At 39.3% G+C, this 15,618-nt stretch carries 15 protein-coding genes; 3 read left to right on the top strand and 12 right to left on the bottom strand.

The features are described from left to right. From ACTTKV_RS06775 to ACTTKV_RS06765, 3 genes are all read left to right on the top strand, one after another. The coding region (locus ACTTKV_RS06775) for a ribonuclease J (RefSeq protein WP_442549837.1) at positions 1 to 988 on the top strand (988 nt) is incomplete at its 5' end. 9 nt (positions 989 to 997) lie between these two features. Next, complete coding sequence (locus ACTTKV_RS06770) at positions 998 to 1,951, top strand: KpsF/GutQ family sugar-phosphate isomerase (RefSeq protein ID WP_442549836.1); 954 nt, start codon at positions 998 to 1,000, stop codon at positions 1,949 to 1,951. Positions 1,952 to 1,953: 2 nt separating this feature from the next. Then, positions 1,954 to 2,727, top strand: a complete 774-nt coding sequence (locus tag ACTTKV_RS06765) for a pseudouridine synthase (RefSeq protein ID WP_442549835.1) — start codon at positions 1,954 to 1,956, stop codon at positions 2,725 to 2,727. Positions 2,728 to 3,023: 296 nt separating this feature from the next. Here the strand turns inward: ACTTKV_RS06765 and ACTTKV_RS06760 are convergent, their stop codons facing one another. From ACTTKV_RS06760 to ACTTKV_RS06705, 12 genes are all read right to left on the bottom strand, one after another. After that, positions 3,024 to 3,533, bottom strand: a complete 510-nt coding sequence (locus ACTTKV_RS06760; RefSeq protein WP_107793657.1) for a hypothetical protein — start codon at positions 3,531 to 3,533, stop codon at positions 3,024 to 3,026. Beyond that, positions 3,530 to 4,483, bottom strand: a complete 954-nt coding sequence (locus tag ACTTKV_RS06755) for a hypothetical protein (protein ID WP_103649229.1) — start codon at positions 4,481 to 4,483, stop codon at positions 3,530 to 3,532. The genes ACTTKV_RS06760 and ACTTKV_RS06755 overlap by 4 nt, the downstream gene beginning before the upstream one ends. After that, positions 4,480 to 5,148, bottom strand: coding sequence for an ABC transporter ATP-binding protein (locus tag ACTTKV_RS06750; RefSeq protein WP_442549834.1), 669 nt, complete (start codon positions 5,146 to 5,148; stop codon positions 4,480 to 4,482). The genes ACTTKV_RS06755 and ACTTKV_RS06750 overlap by 4 nt, the downstream gene beginning before the upstream one ends. After that, positions 5,145 to 6,254: an ABC transporter permease gene (locus tag ACTTKV_RS06745; RefSeq protein WP_442549833.1), complete on the bottom strand. Its 1,110-nt coding sequence runs from the start codon at positions 6,252 to 6,254 to the stop codon at positions 5,145 to 5,147. Before ACTTKV_RS06745 ends, ACTTKV_RS06750 begins: the two co-directional genes overlap by 4 nt. After that, positions 6,244 to 6,429, bottom strand: a complete 186-nt coding sequence (locus ACTTKV_RS06740) for a hypothetical protein (RefSeq protein ID WP_149725087.1) — start codon at positions 6,427 to 6,429, stop codon at positions 6,244 to 6,246. The genes ACTTKV_RS06745 and ACTTKV_RS06740 overlap by 11 nt, the downstream gene beginning before the upstream one ends. Before the next feature lies 1 nt (position 6,430). Then, positions 6,431 to 7,552 carry a nitrous oxide reductase accessory protein NosL gene (locus tag ACTTKV_RS06735; RefSeq protein ID WP_442549832.1) on the bottom strand — a complete coding sequence of 374 codons (1,122 nt, stop codon included), beginning with the start codon at positions 7,550 to 7,552 and terminating at the stop codon, positions 6,431 to 6,433. Between the two features lie 78 nt (positions 7,553 to 7,630). Further along, on the bottom strand, positions 7,631 to 8,458 hold the full coding sequence (locus ACTTKV_RS06730) for an SEL1-like repeat protein (protein WP_442549831.1): 828 nt from the start codon (positions 8,456 to 8,458) through the stop codon (positions 7,631 to 7,633). 5 nt (positions 8,459 to 8,463) lie between these two features. Further along, positions 8,464 to 11,088, bottom strand: coding sequence for a cytochrome c biogenesis protein CcsA (gene ccsA / locus ACTTKV_RS06725; RefSeq protein ID WP_442549830.1), 2,625 nt, complete (start codon positions 11,086 to 11,088; stop codon positions 8,464 to 8,466). Between the two features lie 15 nt (positions 11,089 to 11,103). Continuing rightward, positions 11,104 to 12,045, bottom strand: a complete 942-nt coding sequence (gene nrfD / locus ACTTKV_RS06720) for an NrfD/PsrC family molybdoenzyme membrane anchor subunit (protein ID WP_442549829.1) — start codon at positions 12,043 to 12,045, stop codon at positions 11,104 to 11,106. A gap of 1 nt (position 12,046) precedes the next feature. Next, complete coding sequence (locus ACTTKV_RS06715; RefSeq protein ID WP_442549828.1) at positions 12,047 to 12,718, bottom strand: 4Fe-4S dicluster domain-containing protein; 672 nt, start codon at positions 12,716 to 12,718, stop codon at positions 12,047 to 12,049. 21 nt (positions 12,719 to 12,739) lie between these two features. Then, on the bottom strand, positions 12,740 to 13,498 hold the full coding sequence (locus ACTTKV_RS06710; protein WP_442549827.1) for an FKBP-type peptidyl-prolyl cis-trans isomerase: 759 nt from the start codon (positions 13,496 to 13,498) through the stop codon (positions 12,740 to 12,742). Between the two features lie 44 nt (positions 13,499 to 13,542). Then, complete coding sequence (locus ACTTKV_RS06705; RefSeq protein ID WP_442549826.1) at positions 13,543 to 15,609, bottom strand: cytochrome C; 2,067 nt, start codon at positions 15,607 to 15,609, stop codon at positions 13,543 to 13,545. Between the last annotated feature and the right edge of the window lie 9 nt (positions 15,610 to 15,618).

Genomic DNA, 15,618 nt, shown 5'->3' with positions numbered 1-15,618 from the left:
AATGAGCACATTTAGCTCAAACATCCACCGCGTCTATCAGGCTATAGAATGGGGACTAAAATACAACCGCAAAGTCTGTGTCATCGGCAGATCAATGGAGCGAAATTTATACACTGCAATGGAGCTTGGCTACATCAAACTTGATAAGAAAATTTTTATTGACGCAAATGAGGTTGGCAAATTTAAAGATGATGAGGTGTTAATCGTAACAACAGGGAGCCAAGGTGAGACCATGAGCGCACTTTATCGCATGGCTACAGATGAACACAAATATATAAAAATAAAGCCGACCGATCAGATCATCATCAGCTCAAAGGCGATCCCTGGTAACGAAAATAGTGTCTCAACGGTGCTAAATTTCCTCATCAAATCAGGCGCTAGCGTCGCGTACCAGGACTTTAGCGAGATACACGTGAGCGGTCACGCAGCGCAAGAGGAGCAAAAGCTGATGCTTCGTCTTATAAAACCAAAATACTTCCTACCAGTGCACGGCGAATACAATCACATCGCGAAACACAAAGAAACAGCCGTAGCTTGTGGTGTAGATGAAAGAAATATCTATCTAATGAGTGACGGTGATCAGATGGAGATATGTCAAAAGTACTTAAAGCGTGTAAAAACAGTAAAAACAGGCAAGGTATTTATTGACAATCAAATAAATAAACAAATTTCAGATGATGTTGTCATCGATAGACAAAACTTAGCTGAAGCTGGCGTAGTCATGATAATCGCTCAAATTTCACGTCACGGCGCAAAACTCATCAACAAGCCTCGCGTCATTAGCTACGGCCTTGTGGGCGATAAGCAAGATGGCGAGTTTAGAAAAGAGATGGAGGGCGTGCTGGAGCAATACCTAAGCAACGTTAAAGAGGAGCTTTTGAAAGATGGCAGGATGCTCGAGGGGCAGGTGCGTCAGGTTATCCGAAAACACATCTTTAGAAAAGTCAAAAAATACCCGACTATCGTGCCTATTATCTATCTAATGTAAGGGAAATTTATGCAGACAATGAACCAAATCGCAGCAGAGGTTTTAGAGATAGAAGCAAATGAGCTTTTAAGGCATGCTAAAAATTTAGCCATAGAAGACGCTGTAAATTTGATATATAACGCAAAGGGCAAGGTCATAGTCACAGGCGTAGGTAAAAGTGGTCATATAGGTGCAAAGATCGCTGCCACACTTGCAAGCACTGGCACACCAAGCTTTTTCTTACATCCGACAGAGGCTATGCACGGCGACCTTGGCATGATAGAAAAGGACGATGTTTTGCTGGCAATTAGCTTTAGTGGCGAGAGTGATGAGCTTATCAAAATTTTGCCTCACGTAAAGCGCTTTGGCGTGAAAATCGTCGCCATGGCAAGAAGCAAAACAAGCTCGCTTGGTAAATTTAGCGACGCATTTATTAGTATCGACGTAGAGAAAGAGGCCTGCCCACTAAATGCCGCCCCAACAGCATCAACCACGCTAACGTTAGCCCTTGGCGATGCGTTAGCTGTTTGTTTGATGCAAAAGCGCGGCTTTAAAAAAGAGGACTTTGCAAATTTTCACCCAGGTGGTAGCCTTGGCAAGAGGCTATTTTTAAAGGTCAAAGATGTGATGAGAAGCGAAAATTTACCGATAGTTCGCTGGAATGCAACCCTAAAAAGCGCGATCGATACAATGACACATGGCAAGCTTGGCACGGTTTTAATAGTCGATAAAGATGGTGTGTTGGACGCCCTTTTAAGTGACGGCGATCTTAGGCGTGCGCTTATGAGAGAAGACTTTGACTTAGACGAGCCAGCGATGAAATTTGCAACACTGCATCCAAAAGAGATAGACAACAAAGAGATGTTAGCTGTAGATGCGTTAGCTTTGATAGAAAAGTATAAAATTCAGCTTCTAGCCGTCGTAGAAAATGGCGTACCTGTGGGTGTTTTACATATCCACGACCTTGCAAATTTAGGACTATAAAAATGGAAAAAACAAGACTTAATAAATTTATCTCACACAACACAAACTACTCACGCCGTGAGGCAGATGAGCTGATAAAAGCTGGCAAGGTTAGTATAGCAGGGCGTGTGGTTAGCGACCTTGCAACGAGCGTCGATGAAGATGACAAAGTGCGCATAAACGGCCGTTTAGTAAAGTTAAAAAAGGAATTTACTGTTATCATTTACCACAAACAAAAGGGTGAGCTTGTTAGCAAGAAAGATGACCGCGGACGAAAGACGATCTACGACACGTTAGATAAGAAATTTGCCAAATTTGTTAGTGTAGGGCGCCTAGACTATGCAAGCGAAGGGTTACTTTTACTAACTGACGCTCCAGCGATCGCCACAGCGCTAATGAATAGCGACATAGAAAGAGAGTACTATCTAAAGGTAAAAGGCGAGATATCAAAAGAGGTGATAGAGGCGATGACAAATGGCTTTTTTGCCAAGGACGCCACCAAAGGCGCTCACGCAAAAACCACTATAAAATCAATGGAATTTAAGCCTTTTCTAGCCTATAAAATCTTTGGTTCAAGCGGCGGTTATACAAAACTAAAAGTCATCATCAACGAGGGTCAAAACAGAGAGCTTCGCCGCTTCTTTGGATACTTTGACCTTGAAGTGATGGATCTAAAAAGGGTTAGCTTTGGACGTGTTAGCCTTGATATGCTAAAGCCTGGTAAATGGCGCTACTTCGAAAACAGCGAATACGAAGACCTAAGAGACTTTTTAAAAGTTAATAACGTTAGATACTAACTTTTAGTTTGCCTTCTCTAATAAAGAGAGGCAAGCTAAACATTTCTACTACAAACACTCGCCAAAACCGCAAAAGTCTACTTGGATGATAGATAAATTATTTTGAAAATCTACCAAAAAACAAATAGGTGATTAACAGTAGCTGAACAATTAAAAATTTGTAACGGATGAGTTGATGATGATTGTTGTGATTTAGGAAATCAAAAAGGGTGCGATTTTTACAAAAAACTAAACAAACAAGGCTTTCGATACCAAAAACAAGCCATTAGCTTTAATAAATTTAGAGCCCTACAAATTTATATCTTATTTTCTGAAAGTAGGATGTTTATGTATGGATTTAGCAACGTTTCACCGCGTGCTGCGTATAGCAAGACCTCTTTAAAATAGTTATCACATATGCCATACAAGTGAAACTCATATGCCCCTATGCCATATCCCATCGGTGTGATGTCAACCCTTGAGTACCAAGCGTCTTGTGCCAGGATATAGCGGTTTGTATCCTTTGTGTATACATATAGCTTTATCTTTTCTTTATCTTTTTCTGCCATATACCAGATAAAAGAATTTGTAATATCGTTAAAGAAGTAGATATTGCCATTTGGCATGATGGCTTGAGCTGTGTCGTTGTTATCAGCGATGAGTGTCCTGCTCTCATAACATATAAATTTATTTGGTGTTAGCTCTTCGATCGGCTCTGATTTGCCGTTATTTAAAACCAAAATTTTATCATCGCTTATATCAGCATTATAGGCAAGTACGGCTAAGACTAGAGCTAACAAACACAAAGAAAAAATTTGTTTTATCAAAATAAAAATCCTCTTAACAAATAATATTTTAGGACATAAAGTGCACAGATCAGCACACAAACACTTAGCCAGATAGATGAAAATTTGAGCTTGTGTGAGTAGTTGGTCTTTGTGATAATCTCAACAAGATACGGCATTAGACCGTAAAATACACCGAGAAACAAACTGCCCCAGATGAGGTAGCCAACATAAAAATAGTCACCTTTTAGCATGCAGTATGGGCATTTGTGATTTGGCTGCTCGTAAACATAAAGGCCAAAAAAGTAGGTGATGGCATAGTAGCTAAGCACCAAAAACAACAAATTTGCCACAAAGCTTGCCATACTTTGCTTTAAAAAATTTAGCACCAAAATGACAAAAAAGAGCACATAAAATGCACTCACTAAGCCAAAATTTGTATAGCCAAATGGTAGCTTTGGAGCTTGAAAAGTAACAGAACAGCAAAAGACCGGCACTTTTAGTGGGATATTGTAAAAAAACGAAATTTCTATACCAAGTTCGACTAATATCATGACAAAAAGGCAGATAAAAATGGCGTATTTTTTCTTTAGATAAGGGAAATTTAGAGCCTGCAAGTCAAGCTTATTTATAACCAGCCAAATGCCAAGCCCAAAGATCAGCAAAATTTTAGTGAGCATCAATATACCACCAAATTTATTCGAGCCGATCACGCCAGCTGAACACATGGCACCAGGTACGATGTCAGAGAGCTCATTTAGGCAAAGTGCAAAAAATATAAATAATACGATCTTGATACATACGCAAAAAAGCAAGATCGTATTTACAAGGTAGTTTTGTTTTTCAAGCGAGTATTGAAGCGATGTTAGTGCATTGTAGTCCCACGACCTCACGATCCTAACGACGTAAAAGAGCGAAATACTCATCAAAACTAACAGTACAAACTCCGCTAACAAAAAGGCAATAACGGCGTTTGATAAAAAGACACTCATACTATCTCTCCATTTTGCAAGCTTACAACCCTATCTGTGACAGTTAGCTCATCAAAAATACTATCGTGAGTCGCGACAATAACACTCTTTTTTAGCTTCTTAAACGACTCTAATAGACCTAAAAACGCACGTGCATTATCTCTATCTAAATTTGCAGTTGGCTCATCAGCCAAGATGATGTTAGCATCCATAGATAAAGCCCTAGCTACTGCACATCTTTGACGCTCACCGCCACTTAAATTTGATACGTTTTCATCTTTTTTATGAGCGATATTTGCAAGCTCAAGAGCCTTTTTTATCATCTCATCTCTCACATTTGCCTTGAAATTTGTTAGAGCAAATGGAGCTAGTAAATTTTCATATACACTCAAGCCATCAATAAGGTTAAAATTTTGAAAAACCAATCCAAGCCTCTTGTGTCTAAGCTCAGAACAAAAGGCATCAGGCAGCTTTGCGATGTTAGTGCCATCTATCAAAATTTCTCCACTAGTTGGCTTTTGAAGTAGGGCAATAAGTGAAAGTAGGGTGCTTTTACCGCTTCCGCTAATGCCTTTTAGTATCACTAGCTCGCCGTCATTAATATCTAAATTTATATTTTTTAAAGCACAAAACTCATTTTGTTTGTTCTGGTTATAGACTAGGCTAACACCTCTTATATTTATCATTTTAGCCCCTCATTTATGTCACTACTTGCTACTCGCCATGAAGGTATGAGCACAAATGCTAAAAATGGTATCACGCCAAAAACAAAGATCAAAAAGAGTTTGTCAAACTCTAAAATAGGCGTGAAATTTGTAAAATTTAAAAGCTCATCACCTAAAAATATCCCTTTTAGAAGTGGAGCATTTAATACAAAAACAAAGAGATAAGCCAGCATAACACCGAGCAAAAAAGCACTAACACTAACGATGAAATTTTGTATAAATTTTAAAAATATAATATCTTTTATACAAAAACCAATGCTTCTTAAAATAGCTATTTCACGCTTTTTACTACCATAGGCGAGTGAAATTTGGTTTTTAAGCAAGACAAAGAATATAAGCATAACGCTAATATAAATGCTCATAAAAATTCCACCCTTATAATAGTAAAGGTGCCTAACCTTAGCCACCTCATCTTCTATACTAAGAGCGAAAGAATTTGGATATAAATTCTCTATCTTTAAAGCTACTTCACTGATCTCATCTGTGTTTGGTACCTCGACATAGAGCTTCGTATACTCTTCCTCTTTTAAATTTAAGATGGCCCTTAGCGTATTTGGATGCAAAAATATAGCGTTATTTGAGATTAAACCACTTTGTGCCGGCATAGTCTTTAATATCTTTACTGGTATCATGCGCTCTTCAGTTAGAAAATTAAAGCTCTCGTTGTAGTAAAGCTCATTCATAGCCGCTTTTACACCTTCTCCGACGATCATCTCATCTTCTTTTAGACTATCATCTTCATATAGATGAAACCAAACACGCTTTTGAACGAAGTAGTACTCTCCATCAACCACGCCTCTCACGTCTGCCACGCCATCAATCTTTGAGATGTCGTAGATATAGCCAGGGTGCATTAGATCGTCTTTGCCAGCACGAAATGCGCTCACTACAATACTTGATCTATCTTTTACTAAATTTATAAGATCATGTTGGATCGATCCAGAGATGAAAAGTACCGAGCTTAGCACAAATATAATGAGTGCAAAGAGGCAAAAGCTAAAAAGGTGATCCTTTCTATCTTTAAAAAGCAGAACCACAGCATAGTTTATAAAATTTTTACCTATCATAGACAAAGCCTTTTTGCCCCTTTTGGTTAAAACTAAAAGCAGCATTTGCTCTTGTTATCTTAGAAATTTCTCTTAGCTCATCTTGCTTTGCTTTATGATCAAAGCTAAGATAGTGTGCTGCTAAAAGCGTATAAAAAAGTCCAAAAAATAACGCCAAAAAAACTAGAAATTTCACACTATTTACCAATAAAATTCTTTATCTCGTCAAATTTTATGACACCTTTGCCAGCATGATCTTTTAAAAAGCTTTGAGCCTTTGCTTCATCTTTAAATGGTATAAATTCATCGCCCATCGGCCCATAAACGTTTGAGCCATGAACATAAAAAGCATCTTTTGCGTCAAGCTTTTCTAATGTATAGTAATCGCTCACATAGGCATCTTTCATTTTGCCATCTGCAAAATAAAATTGTGCCATATCCTTAACGCCATCAAAATAATAGTCCTTGCCATCTGCTTTAATAAGTGTCGCCCATGGAGAATTTTTGACGATCATGCCACATACCGCACATCTTGCACCTTTTGGTACGACTATTCTCTCAGGTTTTTTTATTTCTTGTTTAGGTTTTGAAGCTTGGTTGCTAGTGCCTAGATTTGCCGGAGCATCCCATAGATACAAAGCGGCAGCTTGTAGGTGTTTATCATACTCTGGAGCTTTGCTAGCCTCTTTTGAGTCACATACTTGTTTAAGATGGGCTTTTAGCTCAGAGATAGCTTTAAAGCTTTTTGGATCTGTTTTTTCACAGTTTGCTTCATAAAATTCTTTACCATGCGCATAAACACCGTCCTCACGCTTAGCTTTTATCATTTTATTATCGCCCTCAAAATCCTGCCCAGCGATCTCGTAAGCTTTAGCAAAATTCATTATCTCGCCGCCATTTTCTGCTTGAAATTCTTTTGCGTCAGCCTCGGTTGAGAAAGCGTATTTGCTATTTCTAGTCATCGTGCCCTTGACACTACTACCAACGACATAAAAGGCTTTATTTACATCGATCAAATTTAGATTTTTAGTATCTACAACTTGTGCGTCACTTGGGATCTTGCCTTCTGTTAGCTCGTATAAGCAGTGGAGTGATGCTACTTGCTTGCCATTGTAGACGTGATTGGTCTTATAAAATTTAACCAAATTCATTCCACAAACAGCACAATACTCCTTGCCCTCACCGCTTCCTACTAGTGTGGCCTTGCTTGGCTCTACGCTTTGAAACATTGGTTTCATTTTGACAGTTTGCTCATTTGCCGAGGCACCAAAAAGTAGGGTTGCTAGTAGTGCCGAACCCAAGATAGAACGTAAAATCATATTATCTCCTTTAGTGTATTAACTCATTTTTTATATTACATAAGCTTTAAATGCCACTAGCCTAGCTCTATCAAAGCATCAATGCTTTCCTAAGATTTCTAAATTCTCGCACGCTTCTTTTAAGCCATTTTTACAGCTTTTAGTAAAAATTTCACGTGCTTTCTCTATATCTTCTTTCACGCCTTTGCCTTCAGCTAGCATGATAGCGTAGTTGTTGCAGCCTTTTTCATATCCATATATGCACGCTTGCTCGTAAAGCTTTGTAGCTTTTGTTAAATTTTGATCGACGCCTTGGGCATAGACATATAAAAAGCCAAGGTTGTCACACCCTATGCCAGCTTCGTTTGCACAAGCCATCTCGTAGTTTGCTTTAGCTTTTGCGTAGTCTTTTTCGACGCCTTCGCCCTGAGCGTATAGGTAGCCAAGGTTGCTACAACCCATGCCGTCCCCTGCCTTGCAAGCCTTTTCATAGAGCTCTTTTGCCTTTTTAAGATCCTTTGTTACGCCGGTGCCATTTGCATAAAGCAAGCCAAGCTCTGTGCAACCCTCGTTGTCTTTGCAGGCTTTTTCATAAAATTTCACTGCTTTAGCTAGGTCTTTTTCTACACCCTTGCCCTTTTCATATGCATAGCCAAGATTACTGCAAGCCATAGAGAAATTTTGATCACAAGCTTTTTCATAAAGCATAGCTGCCTTTGCTTCGTCCTTTTTGACGTTGCCATCACCTCTGCTGTAAAGTACAGCTAGATTATAGCAGCCTGATGCCTTTTTCTCTTTGTCACAAGCATCTTCATAAATTTGTGCTAGCTTGTTGTGGTCGTCTTTTGCACTTAAAGCCTCTTTGATATAGCCAGCATTTAAAACACACAAGCTAGCAAACAATAAAACCAAACTCTTTTTCATCATATCTCCTAAACTACTTTTATATCTCTGCCGCGGTAGGCTAGGGCTATCAGCAAGGCAAGGCCTGCTAAGATCAAATATATTAGCCCTGAGACGCCAAAACCTTCACCATTTGCATATGAGTGAAGTCCGCTAAGATAGAAATTTACACCAAAATATGTAAATATCACCGAGGCAAATGATAGCACACTAGCGACTAAAAATACAAAAACGCCCTTTAGGCTTGGCATAAATCTCAAGTGAAGCACTATGGCATAGACGATGATCGTGATATACGACCAGCTCTCTTTGCTGTCCCAGCCCCAGTATCTACCCCAGCTCTCGTTAGCCCAGACGCCGCCTAGGAAATTTCCGATAGTTAGCAAGCTTAAGCCTATGATGAGGCTTAGCTCGTCAGTCGCGGCGAGGTATCTTATCTGCTCGCTAAGTTTTTGCTCGTTTTTATCATTTTTTAGAGCCATTAGAATAAGCCCTACAAGCCCCAGCACAAAGCCAAAGCCCAAAAAGCCGTAGCTAGCCGTGATGACACTTACATGCACGCTAAGCCAAAATGACTTTAAGACAGGGACTAAATTTGTTATTTGTGGATTTATGAAATTTAGATGAGCTACCAGCAAAGATATAGCCGCAAAGAGTGACGCAGCCGATAGTGCAAAGCTTTGCTTTCTAAAAAATAAAACTCCAGCCAGCACACTTGTAAATGAGATATATACTAAGCTCTCATAGGCATCGCTCCAAGGCGCGTGGCCTGAGATGTAGGCACGAAGGACTAAATTTGCGGCATGCACTACAAATGCGGTGAAAAATGCAAGATTTAGAGCCTTTTCAAATCTAAATTTTCTGCCAAAAAATAGCCTATAAAAGCCAAGAGCGAGCGAAACTAGCCCAAGGATCATGTAAAAATATATGAGAAATTTAAAAATTTCCATTTGGTTATAGAGCACTTCAAGGCCAACTTTTGCCTCGCTTGGCGCAAGAGAGCCCAAAACGCCTCTTTGAAAGCTTGAAATTTGTTCCAAGCTCTTATCAGCCTCTTTGCACTCGCCATCTTGCATGCAAAGGCTTAAATTTCCTATATAGTTACTTAAAACATTTTTAAATTCGTTTGGAATTTCATTTGAGCCAAATGCTTCATTTACCGATAACCACGTGAGCTTATCGCCATTTTTAGCTGGGATAAATTTAAGCATCTCGCCTTTTAATGCAAAATATAAGACATTTAGCCTCTCGTCAAATTTGATCACGTCGTTGTCAAATTTATCTCTTTTTGAGGCAGATTTTTCATTTGCAGCTTCTACAAATTTACCCAGTTTATAGTCGCCGTCCTCGCTAAAAACATCACTAAAACTAGCGAATCTCTCGCTCTTATCAAGCCCTAAAAGCTCATTTATCCTCTCATTTGTGATCTTTACAAGCCTTTTTTGCATCCACTCTTTTGGAGAAAGGGCAAAAGAGAGCATGAGCTCCTCGCTGCTAAGCCCAAATAGCGTGGTTTTGGTTGAAATTTTGCTTATCACAGCCCTTGTAGCCGAGCTAGCTGGAGCGATCCTGTTATCAGTATGAACTAAAATTTTGGTAAATTTACCCGCATGTGCTTCTAAATTTTTGTTATTTTCGTTAGCAAAATTTGGCGTTGCGTTTAGTAAAAGAACAGCTAAAAATGCTATCTGAGAGCCTTTTATGAAATTTAGCAGCCTAAAAAATCGGCTATTTTTACTAAATAAATTTGCCACAAAGCCAAGACAAAGCAGAAAATATCCGATGTAGGTTGGGATTTTGCCTGGGTCTTTGTTTATCTCAAGTGCGCTTCCTTGCTCATCTGGATCATACGATGACTGAAAAATTTTGTAGCCACCCAGTGTTAGTGGATTATTTAATGAGATATCATGCTCGCTGCCTGCAATACTCACCCTACTTGTGTAAGACGATGGGCTGTTTAGTCCTGCGTATCGCTCTAGAATAAATTTCTCAAGTTTTAGTGAAAATGGTAAATTTATAGCCCGTGAACTAAAGTAAAATTTAGCCTCTTGCCCATCAAAGCTTAAAATACTAGGCTCAAGGTCATAGCCAGCTCCGCCTTTTACCTTGGCGGTTTTGCTCTTTTGTCCAGCAAAGCCAGCCTCTATGGTAAGCGTAGCTGGAGCGTTTTTCTCATCTTTTTTATAGCCAGCTATCTTTATCTCAAATTCTTTGCCGTTTATATCTTTTTTGAAGTAAAAGTCGTTGTTGCCAAGTAGGCTTAATTTTAATGGAAAGCTAAAGCTCTCATTTGACATCTCCACTCTCAAATAAGGCTTTACGCTTTGCATAGTGTTGCCACTCTCGCCAACTCTTAGATGTAACACACCTTCTTCACCAAAGTGCCTTGTAAGCGCGGCTCCAATAAAGATGACGATAAAAGCAAGGTGTACAAAAAATGCTCCAGGTTTTTTATACATCTTGGTTTTAATGATACTAATAGCTAAGCAGATGGCACAAGCAGCCATGACGCACTCGTACCAGAGTGCTTCATAAACTAGCACTCTAGCCGTTTGCGTGTCATAAAAATTTTCCAAAAAGGTCGCAGTCCCTGCACCAAAAGCAAGGATAAATAATAACACTAAAGACAAGAGGTAAACATTTGAAATTTTCATCGCTTGCTTTAGGCCTTAGATACCGTAAGTCTGTCCTGCATAAAGAATAAAAATTCTAAGTAACAAAACACCAACAACAGCCGCTATTGAGCTGGCATAAAAGCTAAATTTTAAGCTTGCTACGCTTTTGCCAAGTGCGAAATTTAAGACAAAAGGCACAACAAAGCCAACTAAAACGACTCCAAACCAAAAGAATTTCGCCCAAACACCGCTATAAAACGCAACTGCAGCTTCTTGTTGATAGGTTGAGCCGATAAATAGCGATACAAAAAGCATTAAGATGAGTAAAATCTCAGCCCCTAAAACGCTAAATTCTACGCTGTGAAGTGAATGAAGGTCGCTTGAATGCGGATCTTCTTTGAAAAATAGCGCAGCCACTAAGCTACTGCCACTTATACCAGCACTTAAACCAGAAGCGACAAACAAGGCTGGAAGTACAGCTGTGTTTAGTAGTGGAAATCTAATAAGCACTGAGATCAAAAAGCCCGTATATGCACAAATAACCACCGCAAAAAGTAGGCAAAGCGCACTTAAAAGCGGATAGAGAGGGTTTAAAATTTTCATTATGCCATCAAAAATGCCACAAAAAGATTTTAACTCCGTACTAAATGCATATAAGCACATCAAAAAGCTAAGCGGTATAAATACACAAAGCCCAGCAACACCGATAGACATAACTGATTTGAAGTTATAGTTGATCAAAATTTTCCAAAACAAAAGCGGTTTTTCAAGGTCAGCTATTAGACAAACCATACCAAGCATGATGCTAACGAACGCTAAAAGCGAAGCAGCCTTAAAAAATGGGCTAAATTTTTCTTGTTTTTTATAGTGTTTTAAAAGTATAGCAACGATCAAAGCACCACCACTCATGCCAGCCAGCAAAAGATAAACAGCGATCGGCCAACCCCATTCAACTCCGTGCGAAAATGTCTCGCTAAAATTTATAGCACCATCCATCTTACACCCCCGTTTTTACTTTAGGAATATATCTAAGACTTGGTTTTGTACCAAGTTCCGCTCTTAGCCTTATGCTATCTTTAACAGCTAAAAGCTGGCTTATATGTGAGTTCTCATCATCTAAGTCACCAAAGACCAAAGCTTCGTACCTACAGGCTTCGACACAAGCTGGATCTTTTTTATCCTTCAAATTTGTATCTACGCAGAAGTTACAGCTTTGAGCTGAATGAGTAACTTTGTCGATATATCTCACGTCGTAAGGACAGGCCACGATACAGTATTTACAGGCGATGCAGTCATCTATATTTGTAGTCTGTATGCCTGTTTTTGGATCCTTGTGACAGGCGTTTGTTGGGCAAACATTGACGCAAGGAGCATCCACACACTGTTGGCAAGAGACTCTGACATATCTTTTATCTAGTAAATTCTTAGGATCAGTCTTATCTTGAACAAAAAGCCTCATCTGTCCTTTTGGGACTATATTTACTTCTCTGCAGGCTATCTCGCAATCCGTGCAACCAACGCATTTATTTTGGTCAAATATCATGCCAAAATGTGGTTTTTTTACACTTTCCTCTTCTTTAAAAGCAAAACCACTGCTCGCTACGCTAGCACCAGCAGCAACCACTGCTAGACGTTTGAAAAATGCTCTTCTATTGTTTTGATTTTGCATTTTTAACTCCATTTTTATGGATTAATGAGGCTTTTTAATGCCCTCATTTAGTTCTTTTTCATGAATTTTCTTTGCAGCCTCAGCTAACTCGCCAGGCTTTAAGACCTTAATAAGCTCTATTTCAAAAATGATAGTAGCTCCTCCTGGTATGCCATCAACTCCGCTATCGCCATATGCAAGCTCTGGTGGGATAACAAATTTATACTTATCGCCCTCTTTCATGAGCATTAAGCCCTCTTCAAGACCAGGGATTAAATTTAGCATAGAAAGGTGAGCTGGAGCTTCTTTTGTCTCATCAAAGACTTTACCATCGATAAAGCTTGCTTTGTAGTTCGCTATTATGATGCTTTCAGGCTTTGGAGTCTCTCCTTTTGAGCCTGCTTTGATGACTTCATATTGTAATTTTGATTTTGTTGTTTTTACATTTTTGTTTTTTGCGTTTTTATTCATAAAAGCTTTGCCTTGCTCCATTCTCTCTTTGAGCAGGACAGCTTCTTTTTCTTTTAATATCTTGTCTAAATTTTCAGCTCTTTTATTTAGTAGCTTTGCTATCTCAGCATCGCTTAGTTTTAGCTCTTGCTTTAAAGCATCAGCGAAACCTTTGATGATCGCATCAGCATCATAGCCAATGCCTATCTCTTTTTGTTGTTGTAGTCCATTTAAAACATATCCACCACTTGTTGCTCCCATGGCGTAAGACTCGTTGTAGTCTGCACTTGCCATAAGGCTAGCTGCGCTTAGGCTAAGTAGTAATGTAAATTTTAAAACCTCATTTTTCATATCAAACCCTTAAATTTAAAGGGGCTAAAACTAGCCCCTAGATGCTATAAATTCTTATTTAGAATTCTTTGAGCTTCTTTTATATACTCTTTAGATGCATCGAGTTTTTGTTTAGTAAATTTAAATCCGTGCATACCCCACGAACCATCTTTCTCTACCATATCGATTACTTCTTGAGCACTTTGAATTAGCTCGTAAACTCTTGCTTTATCACTTGAGTCAAGTTTTTTAGTCTCAAGCAATGTATAAAGACCCTCGATACCGATCTTAACTTCAGAGAATTGATTTTTCACTGGAGTTTGCCAGCCCATAACTTCATCATAAACTTGTTTTTGGTTTTTGAAGTGAAGTGTTGGTTTTAGTTCAGATAGTACTGGACTGTGGCAGCCTTTAGTATCTTGCATATCTTTATCAGCCCAAGATGTTCTAGCGCATGCCCACATTAAGTCAACATAGTTGTGACCGTTTTTATCTCTTTGGAAGTGCCAATCTTTAGTATCTCTTGGACCTTTAGCAGCATCGCCTGGAACTAGAGATTTTTCTTTTGGATCAACCATGATTTTCCAGATATGAGATCTTCTTTGAGTATCAAATCCAGCATTATCTTGGAATTGAACAGCGTAGAAGTTCTCGCAGCTCATCATAAATGGCATGTGGCAAGATGCACAAGTGTTATCTTTGTGTGTATCTGCTTTAGATGCGATATATGCTTGAGTCTCATGGCAATCTTTACACTCTTTTTTGAGTTTTGGTTTAGTGTAGAATGCACTTAAATAACCTTGCTCTGAGTTATAGTTCATGCCTTTTACGTTTTTATCGCCTACAACTAGGCCTGTATTGTCGTGTGGATCGTGGCAAGTTACACATCTCATACCTTTGTCGTAGTGAGCTGTAAAGTATGATTGTGAACCTTCAGAACCGCATCCTGGTCCCATTGATTTAAATTTAGAGCTTAATGATAGATCAAGCTTGCCATTGTTTAGAGGATTGGCGCGCATTAAGTCTGGGCTAAAGTTAAATCTTTGGTGGCAGCGTTCGCAGTTTGATGTTCTAAAGTTTGTAGCTCCGTCAAGGTGACCACCGGCTCCGTGACACTCTTCGCAACTTACACCTTTTGAGATAGTGTGTTTTTGAAGCTCTTTAGCATTACCAAGTGCTGCATAAAATTCTGCTTTTGATTTAAAGTCGAATTTAACTGGGTGACAAACTTCACAATATGATGAGTTTGCTTGGAAGAACATTGATTTTTTGTGTTTTGCAGCGTATGAAGCAAGACCTCGTATGTATCCGCCATTGTCACCGTATTCTTCAAGAGTACCAGGAAATTCTGGAACAAGCTCTTTGATTTTCTTAACAGTAGCGTCGTCTAAATTTAACGCCCATGTTCTTTGCCATTGGTTACCGCCAGCTACGATCTGACCTGTGCCATCTCTTAGCAAGCCGCCCTCAACGTAATAAGTACCACGAAGCAACCATGCATCCACATAGCCCATTTTTGTTCTTAAGTGACCAACAGTCGCATATATTACATCTGGTGTGATACCTTTTGGAAGGATAGAAGCTGTATCTTTGTCAAATACAGGCTCTGTTAGATTGTTGTTTACCTCTGGGTGCTCACCAGGGAAACGAATAGTTGTTGCGTGGCGAGATCTGCTCCAGACCTCGTATTGAGCTGGGTGACACTCACCGCACTTTTCTGGTCCCACAAATTTATTAGGGAACTGAAGTGATGAAGTAGCTGGAATTCTATACATCATAGAACTGTAGCCATTACCACCATCTCTCTTACTAAGTTTTGACATATCAAAACCATGGCCTTCAGCAAGCCACTCTAAACCACGGTCATGAACATCTAGCTTACCGACAGTTTTGCCACCATATTTTGTAAAAATAGGGTGGTTTTTAAACAACCAGTTATACATCTCTTGCTCTTCTACTATGTAGTCTTGCAAGGAGATAACACCTCTACTTTGCAGTGTGCCTTTAGGATTTGCGATAACATCACGTGCTTTATTGGACATCTGCATATTATGCTCTTCGCAACAGGCTTGTGACGCGAAGATGCTAACACCCATGAGTAAGCCGGCTAGGGCTTTGTGTAAATTTCTCACGTGTCCTCC

The sequence above is a fragment of the Campylobacter sp. genome, from assembly GCF_052169515.1.
Lineage (GTDB): Bacteria > Campylobacterota > Campylobacteria > Campylobacterales > Campylobacteraceae > Campylobacter_A.
The sequence above is the reverse complement of the archived record's forward strand: the minus strand, read 5'-3'. Positions and strand labels throughout refer to the sequence as shown.

Excerpts from the sequence above, each read along its gene's own strand:
- ACTTKV_RS06755 (WP_103649229.1), bottom strand. The coding sequence starts at position 4,483 with ATGAGTGTCTTTTTATCAAACGCCGTTATTGCCTTTTTGTTAGCGGAG.
- ccsA (WP_442549830.1), bottom strand. The coding sequence starts at position 11,088 with ATGAAAATTTCAAATGTTTACCTCTTGTCTTTAGTGTTATTATTTATC.
- ACTTKV_RS06750 (WP_442549834.1), bottom strand. The coding sequence starts at position 5,148 with ATGATAAATATAAGAGGTGTTAGCCTAGTCTATAACCAGAACAAACAA.
- ACTTKV_RS06715 (WP_442549828.1), bottom strand. The coding sequence starts at position 12,718 with ATGCAAAATCAAAACAATAGAAGAGCATTTTTCAAACGTCTAGCAGTG.
- ACTTKV_RS06745 (WP_442549833.1), bottom strand. The coding sequence starts at position 6,254 with ATGATAGGTAAAAATTTTATAAACTATGCTGTGGTTCTGCTTTTTAAA.
- ACTTKV_RS06710 (WP_442549827.1), bottom strand. The coding sequence starts at position 13,498 with ATGAAAAATGAGGTTTTAAAATTTACATTACTACTTAGCCTAAGCGCA.
- ACTTKV_RS06765 (WP_442549835.1), top strand. The coding sequence starts at position 1,954 with ATGGAAAAAACAAGACTTAATAAATTTATCTCACACAACACAAACTAC.
- ACTTKV_RS06730 (WP_442549831.1), bottom strand. The coding sequence starts at position 8,458 with ATGATGAAAAAGAGTTTGGTTTTATTGTTTGCTAGCTTGTGTGTTTTA.
- nrfD (WP_442549829.1), bottom strand. The coding sequence starts at position 12,045 with ATGGATGGTGCTATAAATTTTAGCGAGACATTTTCGCACGGAGTTGAA.
- ACTTKV_RS06735 (WP_442549832.1), bottom strand. The coding sequence starts at position 7,552 with ATGATTTTACGTTCTATCTTGGGTTCGGCACTACTAGCAACCCTACTT.
- ACTTKV_RS06770 (WP_442549836.1), top strand. The coding sequence starts at position 998 with ATGCAGACAATGAACCAAATCGCAGCAGAGGTTTTAGAGATAGAAGCA.